The organism is Rhodoferax sp. (assembly GCF_023700745.1).
Classification (GTDB): Bacteria; Pseudomonadota; Gammaproteobacteria; order Burkholderiales; family Burkholderiaceae_C; genus Rhodoferax.
In genome coordinates this window covers 73689-88767 of sequence record NZ_JAMPYG010000011.1, presented here as the reverse complement: position 1 = coordinate 88767, position 15079 = coordinate 73689, and the positions used below count along the sequence as shown (strand labels likewise).

17 protein-coding genes are annotated in these 15079 nt (G+C 62.5%); 5 read left to right on the top strand and 12 right to left on the bottom strand.

What is annotated here, in order from left to right:
• Positions 1 to 3: 3 nt before the first annotated feature.
• Complete coding sequence (purN, locus tag NDJ10_RS10345) at positions 4 to 597, bottom strand: phosphoribosylglycinamide formyltransferase (protein WP_296161836.1); 594 nt, start codon at positions 595 to 597, stop codon at positions 4 to 6.
• Positions 598 to 609: 12 nt separating this feature from the next.
• On the opposite strand from purN, the gene NDJ10_RS10340 reads away from it, so the two are divergent.
• Complete coding sequence (locus NDJ10_RS10340) at positions 610 to 1290, top strand: YceH family protein (RefSeq protein ID WP_296161834.1); 681 nt, start codon at positions 610 to 612, stop codon at positions 1288 to 1290.
• Here NDJ10_RS10340 and NDJ10_RS10335 read toward each other — a convergent pair.
• From NDJ10_RS10335 to NDJ10_RS10305, 7 genes are all read right to left on the bottom strand, one after another.
• A complete protein-coding gene (locus NDJ10_RS10335) occupies positions 1277 to 2263 on the bottom strand; it encodes a Bug family tripartite tricarboxylate transporter substrate binding protein (RefSeq protein WP_296161832.1) in 987 nt (328 codons plus the stop codon). The two genes, NDJ10_RS10340 and NDJ10_RS10335, sit on opposite strands and share 14 nt — an antisense overlap.
• Before the next feature lie 75 nt (positions 2264 to 2338).
• The gene (locus NDJ10_RS10330) at positions 2339 to 3133 is read right to left on the bottom strand and encodes an SDR family oxidoreductase (protein ID WP_296161830.1); all 795 of its coding nucleotides are present in this window, start codon (positions 3131 to 3133) and stop codon (positions 2339 to 2341) included.
• Positions 3134 to 3161: 28 nt separating this feature from the next.
• Entirely contained in the window at positions 3162 to 4073 is a 912-nt protein-coding gene (locus NDJ10_RS10325; protein WP_296161828.1) for a DMT family transporter, read from the bottom strand.
• 5 nt (positions 4074 to 4078) lie between these two features.
• Positions 4079 to 5590, bottom strand: a complete 1512-nt coding sequence (locus NDJ10_RS10320; RefSeq protein ID WP_296161825.1) for a tripartite tricarboxylate transporter permease — start codon at positions 5588 to 5590, stop codon at positions 4079 to 4081.
• A gap of 1 nt (position 5591) precedes the next feature.
• Complete coding sequence (locus NDJ10_RS10315; RefSeq protein WP_296161880.1) at positions 5592 to 6083, bottom strand: tripartite tricarboxylate transporter TctB family protein; 492 nt, start codon at positions 6081 to 6083, stop codon at positions 5592 to 5594.
• Positions 6084 to 6108: 25 nt separating this feature from the next.
• Entirely contained in the window at positions 6109 to 7893 is a 1785-nt protein-coding gene (locus tag NDJ10_RS10310) for a GspE/PulE family protein (protein ID WP_296161822.1), read from the bottom strand.
• A complete protein-coding gene (locus NDJ10_RS10305; RefSeq protein WP_296161878.1) occupies positions 7890 to 8591 on the bottom strand; it encodes a spermidine synthase in 702 nt (233 codons plus the stop codon). The genes NDJ10_RS10310 and NDJ10_RS10305 overlap by 4 nt, the downstream gene beginning before the upstream one ends.
• 219 nt (positions 8592 to 8810) lie before the next feature.
• Here NDJ10_RS10305 and NDJ10_RS10300 point away from each other — a divergent pair, with 219 nt between their 5' ends.
• The 4 genes from NDJ10_RS10300 (at position 8811) to NDJ10_RS10285 (ending at position 11707) form a co-directional block, all read left to right on the top strand.
• Positions 8811 to 9617 carry an amino acid ABC transporter substrate-binding protein gene (locus tag NDJ10_RS10300; protein WP_296161820.1) on the top strand — a complete coding sequence of 269 codons (807 nt, stop codon included), beginning with the start codon at positions 8811 to 8813 and terminating at the stop codon, positions 9615 to 9617.
• 96 nt (positions 9618 to 9713) lie between these two features.
• Entirely contained in the window at positions 9714 to 10367 is a 654-nt protein-coding gene (locus NDJ10_RS10295) for an amino acid ABC transporter permease (protein ID WP_296161818.1), read from the top strand.
• 4 nt (positions 10368 to 10371) lie between these two features.
• Positions 10372 to 11136: an amino acid ABC transporter ATP-binding protein gene (locus NDJ10_RS10290; RefSeq protein ID WP_296161816.1), complete on the top strand. Its 765-nt coding sequence runs from the start codon at positions 10372 to 10374 to the stop codon at positions 11134 to 11136.
• Positions 11137 to 11149: 13 nt separating this feature from the next.
• Positions 11150 to 11707: a lipocalin family protein gene (locus NDJ10_RS10285; RefSeq protein ID WP_296161815.1), complete on the top strand. Its 558-nt coding sequence runs from the start codon at positions 11150 to 11152 to the stop codon at positions 11705 to 11707.
• Positions 11708 to 11720: 13 nt separating this feature from the next.
• Here NDJ10_RS10285 and NDJ10_RS10280 read toward each other — a convergent pair whose 3' ends face one another.
• The 4 genes from NDJ10_RS10280 to NDJ10_RS10265 all read right to left on the bottom strand — a co-directional run bounded on the left by NDJ10_RS10280 (position 11721) and on the right by NDJ10_RS10265 (position 14992).
• Positions 11721 to 12575 carry a TatD family hydrolase gene (locus NDJ10_RS10280; RefSeq protein ID WP_296161812.1) on the bottom strand — a complete coding sequence of 285 codons (855 nt, stop codon included), beginning with the start codon at positions 12573 to 12575 and terminating at the stop codon, positions 11721 to 11723.
• A gap of 21 nt (positions 12576 to 12596) precedes the next feature.
• Positions 12597 to 12986, bottom strand: coding sequence for a hemerythrin family protein (locus tag NDJ10_RS10275; RefSeq protein WP_296161810.1), 390 nt, complete (start codon positions 12984 to 12986; stop codon positions 12597 to 12599).
• A gap of 67 nt (positions 12987 to 13053) precedes the next feature.
• Positions 13054 to 13743 (bottom strand): lipoprotein-releasing ABC transporter ATP-binding protein LolD, encoded by a 690-nt coding sequence (gene lolD / locus NDJ10_RS10270; RefSeq protein WP_296161808.1) that lies wholly within the window; start codon positions 13741 to 13743, stop codon positions 13054 to 13056.
• Positions 13736 to 14992 carry a lipoprotein-releasing ABC transporter permease subunit gene (locus tag NDJ10_RS10265; RefSeq protein WP_296161805.1) on the bottom strand — a complete coding sequence of 419 codons (1257 nt, stop codon included), beginning with the start codon at positions 14990 to 14992 and terminating at the stop codon, positions 13736 to 13738. Before NDJ10_RS10265 ends, lolD begins: the two co-directional genes overlap by 8 nt.
• Positions 14993 to 15079 lie beyond the last annotated feature (87 nt).

The following is a 15079-nucleotide window of genomic DNA, read 5'->3' as shown; positions in this document are numbered from 1 at the left end:
TTGCTATATTTTTCGAAGCAATTGAGCCACTGCCTTTGAGTAGATCAAATGCTCCTGCGTGAGCACCCGCGCCGCCAGCGTGGCTGCCGTGTCACCCGGCAGCACCGGCACCACGGCCTGCGCCAGGATCGGACCGTGGTCCAGTTCGGCAGTCACCAGGTGCACCGTGGCTCCGGCCACCTGGCAACCGGCATCAATCGCCCGCTGGTGGGTATGCAAACCGGCAAAGGCGGGCAACAGCGAAGGGTGGATATTGACCAGGCGCCCGGCATAGCGATTGACGAAACCGGGCGTCAGGATGCGCATGAAGCCGGCCAGCACCACCAGCGCCGGCTGGTCGGGATGGTCATAGCGGTCAATCACCTGCGCCAGCGCGGCATCGAAAGCCTCGCGGCTTGGGTAAGCCTTGTGGTCCAGCACCTCGGTGACAATGCCCTCTGCGCTGGCGAATTGCAGCCCCTTGGCCTCGGCCTTGTTGCTGACAACGGCGGCGACCCTGGCACCATAGCATTCTGCCCAGCGCTCGCGCTGAGCGGCTTTCACAATGGCGGCCATGTTGGAGCCGCCGCCAGAGATCAAAATAACGATATTTTTCATGAAGACCGAATTATGACTTTGACGCAACCGGCTCCCCTGACCCTGACACCCATCGAGGCCCGCGTGCTTGGCACCCTGATGGAAAAAGCCCGCACCGTGCCCGACAGCTACCCGCTGTCGCTCAATTCCCTGATGCTGGGCTGCAACCAGAAAAGCAGCCGCGACCCGGTGCTGGACCTGAGCGAGGCCGATGTGGCCAGCGCGCTGGACAATTTGATGGCCCAGAACCTGGTGCGCGCCAACACCGCCGGGCGGGTAACGCGCTACGAACACAACTTCCAGCGCGGCGTGGGTGTGCCCGAGCAGTCGGCGGTCTTGCTGGGCCTGTTGATGCTGCGCGGCCCACAAACCGCAGGGGAGTTGCGCCTGAACACCGAGCGCTGGTACAAATTTGCCGACATCTCCTCAGTCGAGGGCTTTCTGGAGGAATTGCAGGACCGCTCTGAAGAAAAAGGCGGCCCGCTGGTGCTGAAGCTGGCCCGCGCGCCCGGTGCCCGCGAACAGCGCTGGGCTCATTTGCTGTGCGGCCCGGTAGACGAAGCGCAGTTCGCCCAGTCCGGCAGTACCCGTACAACAGACGGCACACCCGGCACCCTGGCGCGCATTGAGCAACTGGAAGCCGAGGTGGCGCAATTGCAGGCCATGGTGCTCAAGCTCTGCGCCGAGCTGGGCGTGTCTGTTACTGCGGCTTGAAGCCGCTGTCTTGAATGATGCGCGCCCAGGTTTTTGCATAAGCCCGTTCGCGGCTGGCCAGTTGCGCGGATGTCATGTAGCCCACGCTCAAGCCCATGGTGGTCAGGCGCTCGCGCACCTCGGGCAAGGCAATGACCCTGGCCACGGCGCTGCCCAGCTTGTCAAGCGTTGCTTGCGGCGTGCCCCTGGGCGCAAAAATGCCGTAATAAGGCAGATCCTCGAAGCCCGCCAGGCCCAGCTCGGCAAAAGTGGGCACGTCAGGCAAGGCGGCTTGGCGTTGACCGCCCAACACCGCGACCATGCGAATCTTGCCGGCTTTCTGGTTTTCAATAAAGTCCGGCAACGAGCCGACCCCGGCATGAATCTGGTTGCCCAGCATGTCAGCCATCATGGGTGCGCTGCCCCGGTAGGGAGCCGATTGCAGATCGAGCTTGTACTTCTGACCAATCACCTTGACCAGAAACTCGGGCACCGAGGCCGGCGCCGGCACGCCCACGGTGTCCTGCCCCGCACCCTGCTTTTGCACCCAGGCCACATACTCGGCCATGCTTGTGGCAGGCGTGCCGCCTGATACCGCCAGGCCATTGGCAAAGGTGGCAAAACCGGCCACGGGCACAAAGTCACGCGCAGGGTCATAGCCCGGATTTTTCACCACCAAAGGCAGAATCGTGATGCTGTGGTCATGCGACAAAAACAGCGTGTTGCCGTCGGGCGCGGCCGCCTTGAGCGCCTGCGCCGCAATCTGGCCACCGGCGCCCGCCTTGTTCTCCACCAGCACCGGCACGGCCAACTGATCTTTGAGCTTGTCAGCCAGGATGCGGGCAATCGCATCGGTGCCGCCGCCGGGCGGGAAACCCACCATCAGCTTGACCGGACCACTCTGCGCCTGTGCCCAGCCCGCAGCCAGCAAGGCACTCAGGGCCAGGGTTTTGAACAGGCCGCGCAACCCTTGAAACTTTTTAACCTGAAACATTTGCAATTCCTGAAATTGACTTGAGCCTTTGCGGGTCAGACCACTCGCGCAGCGACGTGCTCTGACCCCAACTGATTAGAACGTACCCGGATAAGCTCCACCGTCCGCCAGCACATTTTGCCCGGTCATGTAGCCGGCCTGCTGGCTGCACAAAAAGGCGCAAATGGCACCAAACTCATCAGGCGAACCAAAACGCCTGGCCGGGATGGTGTTGCGCCGGGCAGCTGCCACCACGTCCGGCGACTGCGCCGACTTGGCGGCGGCGCCCTGAAAGATTGACTGCAGGCGCTCGGTGTCAAAGGCGCCGGGCAGCAGGTTGTTGATGGTGACCCCCTTGGCGGCCAGGCCACTGCGCGCCAGACCCGCGACAAATCCGGTCAGTCCGCTGCGCGCGCCGTTGGACAAGCCCAGCGCATCGATCGGCGCCTTGACCGCGCCCGAGGTGATGTTGACGATGCGGCCAAAGCCGCGTGCCGCCATGCCATCCACCGTGGCTTTGATCAGTGCAATGGGCGTGAGCATGTTGGCATCCAGCGCACGGATCCAGTCCTCCCGCTCAAAATTGCGGAAGTCACCGGTCGGCGGACCGCCGGCATTGGTCACCAGAATATCAAAGTCAGCGCGCTGCGCCAGCACCGCGGCACGACCCGCCTCGGTGGTGATGTCGGTTGCCAGCCATTGCACCGTCACCCCGTTCTGGTTGGCGCAGGCCTGGGTCAACTGCGCCGCAGCGGCTTGCAAGGCCTCGGCCCCGCGCGCCACCATCAGCACATTCACGCCCTCAGCCACCAACGCCCTGGCGCAGCCCAGCCCGAGGCCCTTGCTGGCCCCGCACACCAACGCCCATTTACCCGAAATTCCCAAATCCATCACCATCTCCTTGTCAAAATAATGCCAATTACACCAGTTGCCGAGGGCGACTGGTAAAGACAAAAATGCCCGCCACCACCAGCGCCGTGCCGGCGGCCACCCAGGCTGTGAAAGGCTCCCCCAGCAGCAACACACCCATCAGAATGGTCGACATCGGCCCGACCATGCCGGTCTGGGCCGCCACGCCGGCGCCAATACGCTCAACGGCCATCATCACCATCAAGACCGGCGCGGCCGTGCACAGGATGGCGTTCAGCACAGACAGCCAGATCACCTCGGGCGCCACAAGCGCGGCATGCATCGGCCGCAGCATCACAAACTGGCCAATGCACAGCACGCAGGCCACGCTGGTGGCCAGCCCGACCAGCCGCAGGGAGCCCAGCCGCTGCACCAGTTCACCACTGAAGCTGAGGTAAATGGCGTAACTGACCGCACTGCCAAACACCAGCAGCGCCCCCAGAGCGGCATCGGCACCGGCAAAATTGATCTCATGACCAAACACCAGGATCACGCCGCAATAGCTGATGGTCATGCCCAGCGCCTGGCGGCGGCTGATGTGGCGCTTGTACAGCACCAGCCCCAACAACAATACCAGTGTCGGATTGAGGTACAAGATAAGCCGCTCCAGCGAGGCACTGATGTACGCCAGCCCGGCAAAATCCAGAAAACTGGCCAGGTAGTAGCCGGTAAACCCCAGCCCCAGGACGCCCCACCAGTCGTGCCGGGTGAGCGCTGGCTTGCCGCGGCTGGCCCACCAGGCCATGACGGCAAAAATGGGCAACGCAAACAGCATGCGGTACATGATGAGCGTGACCGCATCGACGCCGTAGCGGTAGGCCAGCTTGACAATGATGGCCTTGCCGCTGAAGGCCATAGCGCCCAGCGTGGCCAGGATCAGGCCGGCGGCCAGTTCCCTGGGCGGCAAATGAACATGTTGCATCAGCGCTAATCTTCCACAAATGCCACTTCACGCGTGCGCTTGAAGGCGGGCACCAGCACCAGGGCCAACAGCGCCAGCGCCGCCAGCAACAGGCCGGCAGACAGCGGTCGGGTCACAAACACGCTCCAGTCGCCGCGTGACAGAAGCAGCGTGCGGCGCAGGTTTTCTTCCATCATCGGGCCCAGAATAAAGCCCAGCAGCAGCGGCGCCGGCTCCATGCCCAGCTTGATGAACACGTAACCGATCACGCCAAACAGACCAACCATCCAGATGTCCCAGGTGTTGTTGTTGGTGCTGTACACGCCGATGGCGCAAAACAGCACGATGGCTGGGTATAGCCAGCGGTAGGGCACGCTCAGCAGCTTGATCCAGATGCCGATCAGAGGCAGGTTCAGCACGATCAGCATGGCATTGCCAATCCACATCGAGGCGATCAGGCCCCAGAACAGCTCGGGGTTGCTGGTCATGACCTGCGGACCGGGCTGGATGTTGTGAATGGTCATGGCACCCACCATCAGCGCCATCACCGCGTTGGGTGGTATGCCCAACGTCAGCAGCGGAATGAAGGAGGTTTGCGAGGCCGCGTTGTTGGCCGCCTCGGGGGCTGCCACGCCACGGATGTTGCCCTCGCCAAACGGCACTTCACCCGGCTGCAACGTGGTCTTTTTTTCGATCGTATAGGCGGCAAAGGCGCTCATCACCGCGCCGCCACCCGGCAATATACCCAATACCGAGCCCAGGCCGGTACCCCGCAAAATGGCTGGCCACATGCGTTTGAAGTCCTGACGGCCGGGCATCAGGCCATGCACATTGGCCGTGAACACCTGGCGCGTGCTCTCCGGGTGACTCAGGTTGCTGATGATCTCGCCATAGCCAAAAATGCCCATGGCAATCACGATGAAACCAATGCCGTCGGTCAACTCCGGGATGTCGAAGCTGAAGCGTGCCACGCCCGAATTCACGTCGGTGCCCACCAAACCCAGCAACAGACCCAGCAGGATCATGCCAAAGGCCTTGAGCAAGTCGCCGGAAGCCAATACCACCGCCCCCACCAGCCCCAACAACATCAATGCGCAGTATTCGGACGGGCCAAACAGGAAAGCCACCTCGGTCAGCGGCACGGCAAAGGCGGCCAGCACCAGCGTGCCCACACAGCCTGCAAAGAACGAACCGATGCCCGCTGCCGCCAGCGCCGGCCCGGCGCGGCCCCGGCGCGCCATCTGGTAACCGTCAATGACCGTCACCACGGATGAGGCTTCACCCGGCAGATTGACCAGAATGGCGGTGGTGGAGCCGCCATATTGCGCACCGTAATAAATGCCCGCCAGCATGATCAGGGCCGAGGTGGGCGGCAGCGCGTAGGTAGCGGGCAGCAGCATGGCAATGGTGGCCAGCGGCCCGATGCCGGGCAGCACCCCAATCAAGGTGCCCAGCAGGCAGCCGACAAACGCGTACATCAGGTTCAGCGGCGTGAACGCCACGCCAAAACCAAGCGCCAGGTGGTTGATCAATTCCACGTCAATTCCCCGCCAGAAACACCGGCCACACCGGCAACTGCAATTTCAGCAGCAACACAAAAGCCAGGTAACTCAAGGCCGCCAGCGCCGTGGCAAGCAACGCAGCCTCCTTGAACTTGAAACGCTCGCCGGCCAGGCAGGCGACAAAGGTCAACCCGTAAATACCCAGCATCAAGCCCAGTGCCGGCAGTTTCAGGCGCGGCAGGCCGCCCAGTGCCACACCAAACAGCAGGTTGGCAGCAATGATGGCGACCAGCGGTTTCCAGGCCCAGGGCCCCATGGTATCCAGCCGATCCGCTTGAGAACGTACCGCACGCAGCATCATCGCCGCGCCCAGCAACGCCAACAACACCCCCAGCAGCAACGGAAAGTAACCGGGTCCCATGCGCGCACTGCTGCCGACCTGGTAGTCCAATGCGCCCCAGGCAAAGGCGCTGCCCACCCCCGTGAACAGCAAACCAGCGTAAAAGTCTTTGGTGTTTTTCACTGTAATCCCGTCAACATCATGGCGCAGCCACTCAAACCAGTGCCGGCGTGGATGCCAGCACCTCTTCGATCACCGTCAGTCCCTCTGCCACGCGCAGCACACCGGCCAGCCTGAGCGGGCGCATGCCGTCGGCAATGGCCTGTCGCTTGAGTGCATCCACGCTCGGTTCGCGATGGATCTTTTCCTTGAAGGCTTCGCTCACCACCAGCAACTCGTAGAGCCCCATACGGCCCATGAACCCGGTCATGCGGCAATCGACACAACCCACCGCCTTGAACGGTTTGTAAGCGGCGTCAAGCTGCCAGGGTTTCACCACCTCGGCCAGCGTCTCTTGCGTAGCGGCCGGATCGGGCAGCTTGCAATGGGGACACAAGGTGCGCACCAGACGTTGCGCCAGCACACCCAGCAGGGTGGCGTTGATCAGATAGGCAGGCACCCCCAGTTCCAGCAGCCGGGTGATCGCCGAAGGTGCGTCATTGGTGTGCAGTGTGGAGAACACAAGGTGCCCGGTGAGCGCCGCCTGCACCGCCATCTCGGCCGTCGCCTGGTCGCGGATCTCGCCGACCATGATGATGTCGGGGTCCTGGCGCATCAGGGCGCGCAAGCCCTCGGGAAAGCCGAAGTCGAGTTGCGGCTGCACCTGGGTCTGGTTGAACGCGGGCTCGATCATCTCGATCGGGTCTTCCACCGTGCTCACGTTGACTTCTTCGGTGGCGACCCGCTTCAGCGTGGAATACAGCGTGGTGGTCTTGCCCGAGCCGGTCGGGCCGGTCACCAGAATGATGCCGTTGGGGCGCTTCACCAGCGCCTCCCAGCGCTGCGCGTCGTGCACTGAGAAACCCAGCGCATCCAGCTCCTTGACCGTGGTGTCGGGGTCAAAGATGCGCATCACCATCTTCTCGCCAAACGCGGTGGGCAGCGTGGAGATGCGCATTTCGACCTCGTCGCCACCGGGGTTGCGCGTCTTGATGCGGCCGTCCTGCGGGCGACGCTTTTCGACCACGTCCATGCGCCCAAGCAGCTTGATGCGCGCCGTCATGGCGCCCAGCACGCCCATCGGCATCTGGTACACCGGGTGCAGCACCCCGTCGATGCGAAAACGGATCACGCCCTGCTCGCGACGCGGCTCCAGATGGATGTCGCTGGCGCGCTGGTCGAAGGCGTATTGCCAGAGCCAGTCAACCACCTGCACCACACTCTGGTCGTTGGCGTCGAGCTGCCTGTTGCTCTTGCCCAGTTCGACCAGCTGCTCAAAGCTGGAACCGGCATGACCGCCTGCCTTGCTGGCAGCACGCACCGACTTGGCCAGCGCAAAAAATTCGGCGGTATAGCGCGCAATGTCCTGCGGATTGGCCAGCACCCGGCGCACGCTGCGGCGCGATTGGCGCTCGACTTCGGCCACCCAGTCGGTCAGATAAGGCTCGGCCGTCGCCACCACCACTTCCTGGGTCGTGACCTGCACCGGCAAAATCCTGTGGCGCTCGGCGTAGGCCGGGCTCATGGTGTCGGCCACCTTGGCCACATCGACCTTGAGCGGGTCAATGCGCAAATAAGCCAGGCCGGCGCGCGGCGCCAGCCATTGCACCAGCGCCTCCATGGCCATGGCCTTGTCGTCGCTGGCGCGGTGCACGCCAACACTCACCAGACGCAGCAGGGGGTGCTGCACACTTTCGGCCTGGGCGCAGCGCGACTGGATGCGCAGCGCTTCCTGGGCCGTGATGAGGCCGTCCGTCTGCAGCCACAACACCAGGTTGCGCCAGTCGAGCGGGCCTTCGGGTTTCCGGCTTGGCGAGGGGTTGTGGGTGCCTTGCGTCATGACAGCATGGGCTTGAACACCCGTACCCATTTGCTGGCCGGCAGGCCCCATTCGAATTCAATGCGGTCAGCGCGCGCCATCAACACATCGCGTCTGGGACGGCTCGGCGTGTGCTGCGCCAGCACCACGGTATTGCCTTCGCGTGTCGGCTTGAAGGCCCAGATGGCCTCCTTGCCAAAAGCCGCCGACATTTTTTCGACACTGCGCACAAAGCTCGACGCACGACCAAACAAGTTCACCGTCATGCAGCCCTCGGGGGTCAACAGGCGCCGGCAATGGTTATAAAACGGCAGGCTGTCGAGCACCGGTGCGGCGGCTTCGTGGTCGTACAAATCCACCTGCAAGGCGTCCACCGTGCCCCACCATTTGGGGTTCTGGATTTCCTGCGCAGCATCGGCCAGCACCACCTGCAGACGCGGGTTTTCTGCTGGCAGCTTGAACCAGCCCTTGCAGACCGCCAGCACCTGCGGGTTGAGTTCGATGACGCTGGTTTTCATGCGTAATTCCTTGTGGCAGAACTTGGTCAGCGAACCTGCGCCCAGCCCCAGTTGCAGTGCCTGACGGTCCTTGACCGACTCGGGTGGCACAAACAGCAGCCAGGCCATCATGCGCTGGATGTACTCATGCACCAGGGCATTGGGCTCGGCCAGGTACATCGAGCCCTGGATCCATTCGGTGCCCAGGTGCAGGTGGCGCATCGGACCATCGTCCGAGAAATTGACTTCGGGAAGAGCGTGGTGGTGTTTTTTCAAGATGGCGCAATTATCCCCAATCGATACCACACGCCTTCGCACCGTGGCAGGCGCTAAAATCCTAGGGTTTTTACCAAGTAGCAACGGCGCTGCAAGGTGTTCCAACCGATGCCCTCGCCTGCTACCTGACCCTTCCGCCCATCCCTTTCACAACTGGAAAAACAAATGAAAAAACACGCTTTGTGGTTGATCTCAGGCCTGATGGCTGCCCTGGTAGTCACGGGTTGCGGCAAGAAAGAAGAGCCTGTGACGGCGGCACCTGCACCGGCACCGGTCGCTGCCAAGGCCATCGTCATTGGTCTGGATGACAACTTCCCACCCATGGGTTTTCGCGACGAGAAGAACGAGCTGGTCGGCTTTGACATTGATCTGGCCAAGGAAGCCGGCAAACGCCTGGGCGTTGAAGTGAGCTTCAAGCCGATCGACTGGAGCGCCAAGGAATCCGAACTCAATGGCAAGCGCATCGATGTGCTGTGGAACGGCCTGACGATTACCGAGGAACGCAAAGCCAACATCCTGTTCACCAAGCCCTACCTGGAAAACCGCCAGATCGTCGTGGTGACCGAGAAATCGCCGATCAAGGCCAAAGCGCAGCTGACTGGCAAGGTGGTCGGCGTGCAGGACGGCAGCAGCGCCGTGGATGCCATTCAAAAAGATGAGGCAACCGCCAAGTCGATCAAGGAAATCAAGAAATTTGGCGACAACGTGACGGCGCTGATGGACCTCTCGGCTGGCCGTCTCGATGCGCTGGTGGTGGATGAAATCGTCGGGCGCTATTACACCGGCAAGAAACCTGGCGAGTACCGCGTGCTGGACGAGCATTTCGGCACCGAAGACTACGGTGTGGGCACGCGCAAGGATGACACCGAACTGGCCGCCAAGCTGGACAAGGCGCTTGACGACATGAAGGCCGACGGTACCGCCGCCAAAATTTCAACCCAGTGGTTTGGCAAGGACATCGTCAAGAAATAAATCAGCCTGCTTCTGCGGGACTGCCACCGGCATCCGGCCATCTGGTAGGCTTGCCTACCTGGCCGGATTTTTATTTCCGGGCTCTGACCTCTTCCCATGAACTACCTTGCCGACATCTTGCCGCCCCTGTTGCAGGGCAGCGGCGTCACGCTTCAGGTCTTCCTGATGACCTTCGTGCTGGCGGTGCCGCTGGGTCTGGCATTGGCCCTGATCCGGATTTCGCGCTTTGCCTTGCTGAGCGCGCTGGTCAACGGCTATATCTGGCTGATGCGCGGCACGCCGCTGATGCTGCAGATGCTGTTCATCTACTTTGCCCTGCCCTTCATCCCGGTCATCGGCGTGCGCTTGCCGGACTTTCCTTCGGCAATCGTCGCCTTCGTGCTGAACTACTCGGCCTATTTTGCGGAAATTTTCCGCGCCGGCATCCAGTCGATCGACCGGGGCCAGTACGAGGGCGCCAAAGTGCTGGGCCTGACTTATCCGCAAACCATGCGCCGCATCGTGCTGCCGCAAGTACTCAAACGCATCCTGCCGCCCATGAGCAACGAGACCATCACGCTGGTCAAGGACACCTCGCTGATCTACGTGCTGGCCATGAACGACCTGCTGCGTGCGGCGCGCGGCATTGTGCAGCGCGATTTCACGACCATGCCCTTCGTGGTGGCGGCCGCTTTTTACCTCATCATGACCCTGGTGCTGACCTACGGCTTCCAGCGTCTGGAAAAGAAATACGCTGTCTATGACGAATAGCCCGATGAACCCGCTGATGATCAAGGCCGTTGACGTGCACAAACGTTTCGGCGCGGTGGAAGTGCTCAAGGGGGTTTCGCTCAACGTCGACAAGGGCGAGGTCATTGCGGTCATCGGGCCGTCCGGCTCGGGCAAGAGCACCTTTTTGCGTTGTCTGATCCATCTCGAAACCATCCATCGCGGCAGCATCGCCATCGAGGGCGAAGCACTGGTGACAACCGACGCCCAGGGCCATTGTCACTACGTGCCAGCCGTCGATATCAGCCGTGTCTGCCGCAAGATGGGCATGGTGTTTCAGCACTTCAACCTGTTCCCGCACCTGACCGTTTTGCAGAACATCATCGAGGCGCCGCTGACGGTGAAAGGCGCGCGGCTCGATGAGATCGTGCCCAAGGCCGAGGCCCTGCTACGCAAGGTGGGCCTGTTCGACAAACGCGACAGTTATCCGTCGCGCCTGTCGGGTGGCCAGAAGCAGCGCGTGGCCATTGCGCGGGCGCTGGCGATGGAGCCCGACATCATGCTGTTCGACGAGCCAACTTCGGCGCTCGACCCCGAGCTCACCGGCGAAGTGCTCAACACCATGCGCGCCCTGGCCGAAGAGCACATGACGATGCTGGTGGTCACGCATGAGATGGCCTTTGCCCGTGAGGTGGCAGGCCGCGCCGTGTTCATGGACGGCGGGGTCATCGTCGAGGCGCGTCCGGCGCGCGAACTGTTTGCCGCACCCGAGCACCCCCGCACCCAGGCGTTTTTACAAAAAATGCTCTGAGGGCTTGTTGAAAATGAAAACCAGACTTGTTGTCGCCGCACTCTGCCTGAACGGCATCGGCGCCCTGGCACAAACGGCGCCGGCACCCCTCCCGCCGCTCACCACCATTGCCACCCTGGACGTACCGCGTTACCTGGGCCACTGGTATGAAATTGCCAAATACCCCAACAGCTTCCAGAAGAAATGTGTCGCCAACACGCAGGCCAGCTACAGCCTGCGCAGTGACGGCCTGTTGCAGGTGGTGAACCGTTGCCGGCTGGCAGACGGCCAGACCAGCGAAGCCGTTGGCGCCGCCAGGCAACAGGGAGAGGCCAACTCCCCCAAGCTCGAAGTTCGCTTTGCGCCGGCCTGGCTGTCATTTATTCCGGCGGTCTGGGGCGACTACTGGGTCATCGACCTGGACCCAGCTTACCAGTTGGCCGCCGTGGCTGAGCCCCAACGTGACTACCTCTGGGTCCTGTCACGCACCCCGAAAGTTGACCACCCAAGCTACCAGGCCCTGCTCGAACGCCTGACGCAAAAAGGCTTTGACATCAACAAGCTGGAACTCTCGCCGCAGCAAGGCGATTGATCGCACCCGGCGGTCATTCGCCTCTTTTTTCTGTGGCAACCAACGCACCCAGCTTTGGCAACGCCGTCAATGCATTGCGCGTGGTCGCCGAGGCCAGTTCGGCCACACTGAGCCCGCGCAGTTCGGCCAGCACCGCAGCAATGCGCGGCAGTTCGGCCGGTGAATTGACGCCCTGCGCCGCCCCGGCCTCGCGCTGCTGGCTGGTTTTGTAGAGCCAGTGCGGCGGCATGTCGGGGGCATCGGTTTCCAGCACGATGGACTCAAGCGGCAGGCTGGCGGCCAGGCGGCGCAATTGCAGGGCGCGGTCATAAGTCACAGCACCGCCAAAACCCAGCTTGAAGCCCAGATCGATAAAGCTTTGGGCCTGCTGGACGCTGCCATTGAAAGCGTGCGCAATGCCGTGCCAGTCAGTGCGCGCCACGGTGCGCAAGCCCTTGAGCACCTGGTCCACCGAACGACGCACATGCAGCAGCACCGGCAAACCGTATTGGCGCGCCAGCCTGAGTTGCGCCAGGTAGAAGTGTTGCTGACGTGAGCGCAAGGGTTCAATGCACAGTTCCGGTACCCACAGGTCAAGCCCGATTTCACCGACCGCGACCAGGCGCGGGTCGCCCCGGTAGCGCTGCAGCGCGGCGTCGAGCCGGTCCAGATCCTCGTCTTGCGCCGACTTCACGTACAGCGGATGAATGCCCAGCGCGTAACTATCGCCGCCAGCCTGGGCCAGTGTGCGCACGGCTTCGAAATTGGCGATCTCGACCGCCGGCAGCACACACAAGGCCACCTGATGGCGTGCAGCCTCGGCCCGGATAGCCGGACCTGCTGAACCAAATTCCGGGGCATCCAGATGGCAGTGGGTGTCGATGAACATCATGACGCCCAACCGCACGGCTCAAGCAGACTGGGTCGCTGCCAGAAACTGCCGCAACCGGGCGTCTTCTTCGGGCACATGGCGCTCGCACCAGTCCTGCATCAGCGCGGCAATGGCCGGCTTGTTCATATAGCCCTTGCCCACATCCATGCTGCGACCGATCAAGCGGTCCAGCAGCGTGTGATGCTGCGCCAGGTGCTCTTCCAGTCCGGGAAAGTTGACGCGGCGCATCAAGGCCTCTTCGCGCTCGAACTGGGCCCGCGCCTGCTTGCACAAACTGACGATGGTGGAGCGCAAGACCGTCAGGTCATCGGACGCGAGAAAGGTATTGGTCAGCGCGAACAGTTTTTCCTGCAGGGCGTCGACGTCGGCGTCGCCAATTTTGTAACTTGTCTGCCATTCAAGCGCCATCCTGACACCTCAAAAAAACATGTTTGCTTCGTGCAAATGATAAATAAAAAAACCTTGACCTGGTTGGCTACAACGAACTGCCTTCGGTCAATTTGCCCTGCACCAGCCGGAGCTGGCGGGCGCAGCGGGCTGCCAGCGCCTCGTCGTGGGTGACCACAATGAATGCCGTGCCCTGGGTGCGCGCCAGCTCCAGCATCAGGTCAAACACACCATGCGCGGTGCTGCGGTCCAGGTTGCCGGTGGGCTCATCGGCCAACACGCAGGCCGGTTGCGTCACCAGCGCGCGAGCAATGGCCACGCGCTGACGCTCGCCACCAGAGAGTTCGGCCGGGCGATGCTGCAAGCGCTCCGCCAGACCCACGCTGGCCAGCATTTGGGTGGCCATCTGCGCGGCCTCGGCGTGCGCCATGCGCCTGATCCACAGCGGCATGGCCACGTTGTCAAGCGCGCTGAATTCAGGCAACAAGTGGTGGAACTGGTAGACAAAACCCAGGTACCGGTTGCGCAGACGGCCCTGCTCGGCTTCGCCCAGCCGCGCCAGGTCCTGGCCATGCAGCAGCACCGAACCCGTGGTGGGCGCATCGAGTCCGCCCAGCAAATGCAGCAAAGTGCTTTTGCCCGAGCCAGAAGCGCCCACAATGGCCAGCGTCTCGCCTGCGTGCACGTCCAGGTCCACACCTTGCAGCACCGTCACATCGAGCCGTCCCTCGGTAAAGCGTTTCGTCAAATCCCGGGCGCTCAGCACAATTTCACTCATAACGCAAGGCCTCTGCCGGGTTGACGCGGCTGGCACGCCAGCTCGGATACAGCGTGGCCACAAAGGCCAGCACCAGGGAAATCACCGCAATCGGAACGATGTCGGCCTGTTGTGGGTCGCTCGGCATGCGGCTGATCAGGTAGATGTCACGCGGCAAAAAGCTGGCCCCCAGCAACTGCTCCAGCGCCGGCACGATCACGTCGATGTTGAAGGCCACGCCCAAACCCAGCGCCAGGCCAGCCAGCGTACCAATGACGCCCACCATGGCACCCTGCACCACGAAGATGCCCATGATACTGGCCGGGCTGGCGCCCAGCGTGCGCAGAATGGCGATGTCGGCACGCTTGTCGGTCACCGTCATCACCAGCGTGCTGACCAGGTTGAAAGCCGCCACTGCCACGATCAGCGTCAGGATGATGAACATCATGCGTTTTTCGAGCTGCACGGCAGCGAACCAGGTCCGGTTTTGCCGCGTCCAGTCGCGTATCAGCAAGTTGTCAGTCAGGCTGCCTGCCAATTGCGCCGCCACCTCCCGGGCCTGGTGCAGATCGCGCAGCTTGACACGCACGCCGCTGGGGCCTTCGAGCCGGAAGATGCGCGCCGCATCCTCGATGTGCATCAGCACCAGACCCGAGTCGTATTCAAAATGGCCCGAGTCAAAAGTGCCCACCACCGTCATCTGCTTCAGGCGCGGTACCACCCCGGCGGGCGTGACCTGGCCGCTGGGTGCCACCAGCGTCACCTTGTCACCCGCAATCACCCCCAGGCTGCGCGCCAGTTCGGCGCCCAGTACCACGCCAAACTCGCCGGGAATCAAGCGGTTCAAGCCGGTGTTCTTGAGTTCCAACGCCAGATCGGTCACCTCACCCTCACGCGCCGGATCAATGCCCCGCACCAGCGTCCCTTTCATGTCCTCACCCCTGGCCAGCAGGGCCTGGGTGGCAATGAAAGGGGCCGCGCCAATCACGGCCGGGTTGGCGCGAACCTGTGTCAGCGTGCGCGCCGCATCGGGCAGGGCCTCACCGTTGGGAGCAAAAATCTCGATGTGCGAAACCACGCCCAGCATGCGGTCACGCACCTCTTTCTGGAAACCGTTCATCACGCTCAGCACGATGATCAAGGCCGCCACGCCCAGGGCAATACCAAGCATCGAGACGCCCGAAATGAACGAGATAAACCCGTTGCGCCGGGTGGCGCGGCCGGCCCGCGTATAACGCCAGCCAAGAATGAGTTCATAGGGGAGTTGCATGCCCGCATTGTGGCATTGCAGCCGAAGGCCATCGGACTCCCAAGCCAACTCTCCTGGATAATGCGGGCCAGACTCATTTGACAGGAC

Bases quoted from the DNA above. Each gene is read 5' to 3' on its own strand.
- purN (WP_296161836.1), bottom strand. From the start codon at position 597: ATGAAAAATATCGTTATTTTGATCTCTGGCGGCGGCTCCAACATGGCC.
- NDJ10_RS10340 (WP_296161834.1), top strand. From the start codon at position 610: ATGACTTTGACGCAACCGGCTCCCCTGACCCTGACACCCATCGAGGCC.
- NDJ10_RS10335 (WP_296161832.1), bottom strand. From the start codon at position 2,263: ATGTTTCAGGTTAAAAAGTTTCAAGGGTTGCGCGGCCTGTTCAAAACC.
- NDJ10_RS10330 (WP_296161830.1), bottom strand. From the start codon at position 3,133: ATGGATTTGGGAATTTCGGGTAAATGGGCGTTGGTGTGCGGGGCCAGC.
- NDJ10_RS10325 (WP_296161828.1), bottom strand. From the start codon at position 4,073: ATGCAACATGTTCATTTGCCGCCCAGGGAACTGGCCGCCGGCCTGATC.
- NDJ10_RS10310 (WP_296161822.1), bottom strand. From the start codon at position 7,893: ATGACGCAAGGCACCCACAACCCCTCGCCAAGCCGGAAACCCGAAGGC.
- NDJ10_RS10305 (WP_296161878.1), bottom strand. From the start codon at position 8,591: ATGCGCCACCTGCACCTGGGCACCGAATGGATCCAGGGCTCGATGTAC.
- NDJ10_RS10300 (WP_296161820.1), top strand. From the start codon at position 8,811: ATGAAAAAACACGCTTTGTGGTTGATCTCAGGCCTGATGGCTGCCCTG.
- NDJ10_RS10295 (WP_296161818.1), top strand. From the start codon at position 9,714: ATGAACTACCTTGCCGACATCTTGCCGCCCCTGTTGCAGGGCAGCGGC.
- NDJ10_RS10290 (WP_296161816.1), top strand. From the start codon at position 10,372: ATGAACCCGCTGATGATCAAGGCCGTTGACGTGCACAAACGTTTCGGC.
- NDJ10_RS10285 (WP_296161815.1), top strand. From the start codon at position 11,150: ATGAAAACCAGACTTGTTGTCGCCGCACTCTGCCTGAACGGCATCGGC.
- NDJ10_RS10280 (WP_296161812.1), bottom strand. From the start codon at position 12,575: ATGTTCATCGACACCCACTGCCATCTGGATGCCCCGGAATTTGGTTCA.
- NDJ10_RS10275 (WP_296161810.1), bottom strand. From the start codon at position 12,986: ATGGCGCTTGAATGGCAGACAAGTTACAAAATTGGCGACGCCGACGTC.
- lolD (WP_296161808.1), bottom strand. From the start codon at position 13,743: ATGAGTGAAATTGTGCTGAGCGCCCGGGATTTGACGAAACGCTTTACC.
- NDJ10_RS10265 (WP_296161805.1), bottom strand. From the start codon at position 14,992: ATGCAACTCCCCTATGAACTCATTCTTGGCTGGCGTTATACGCGGGCC.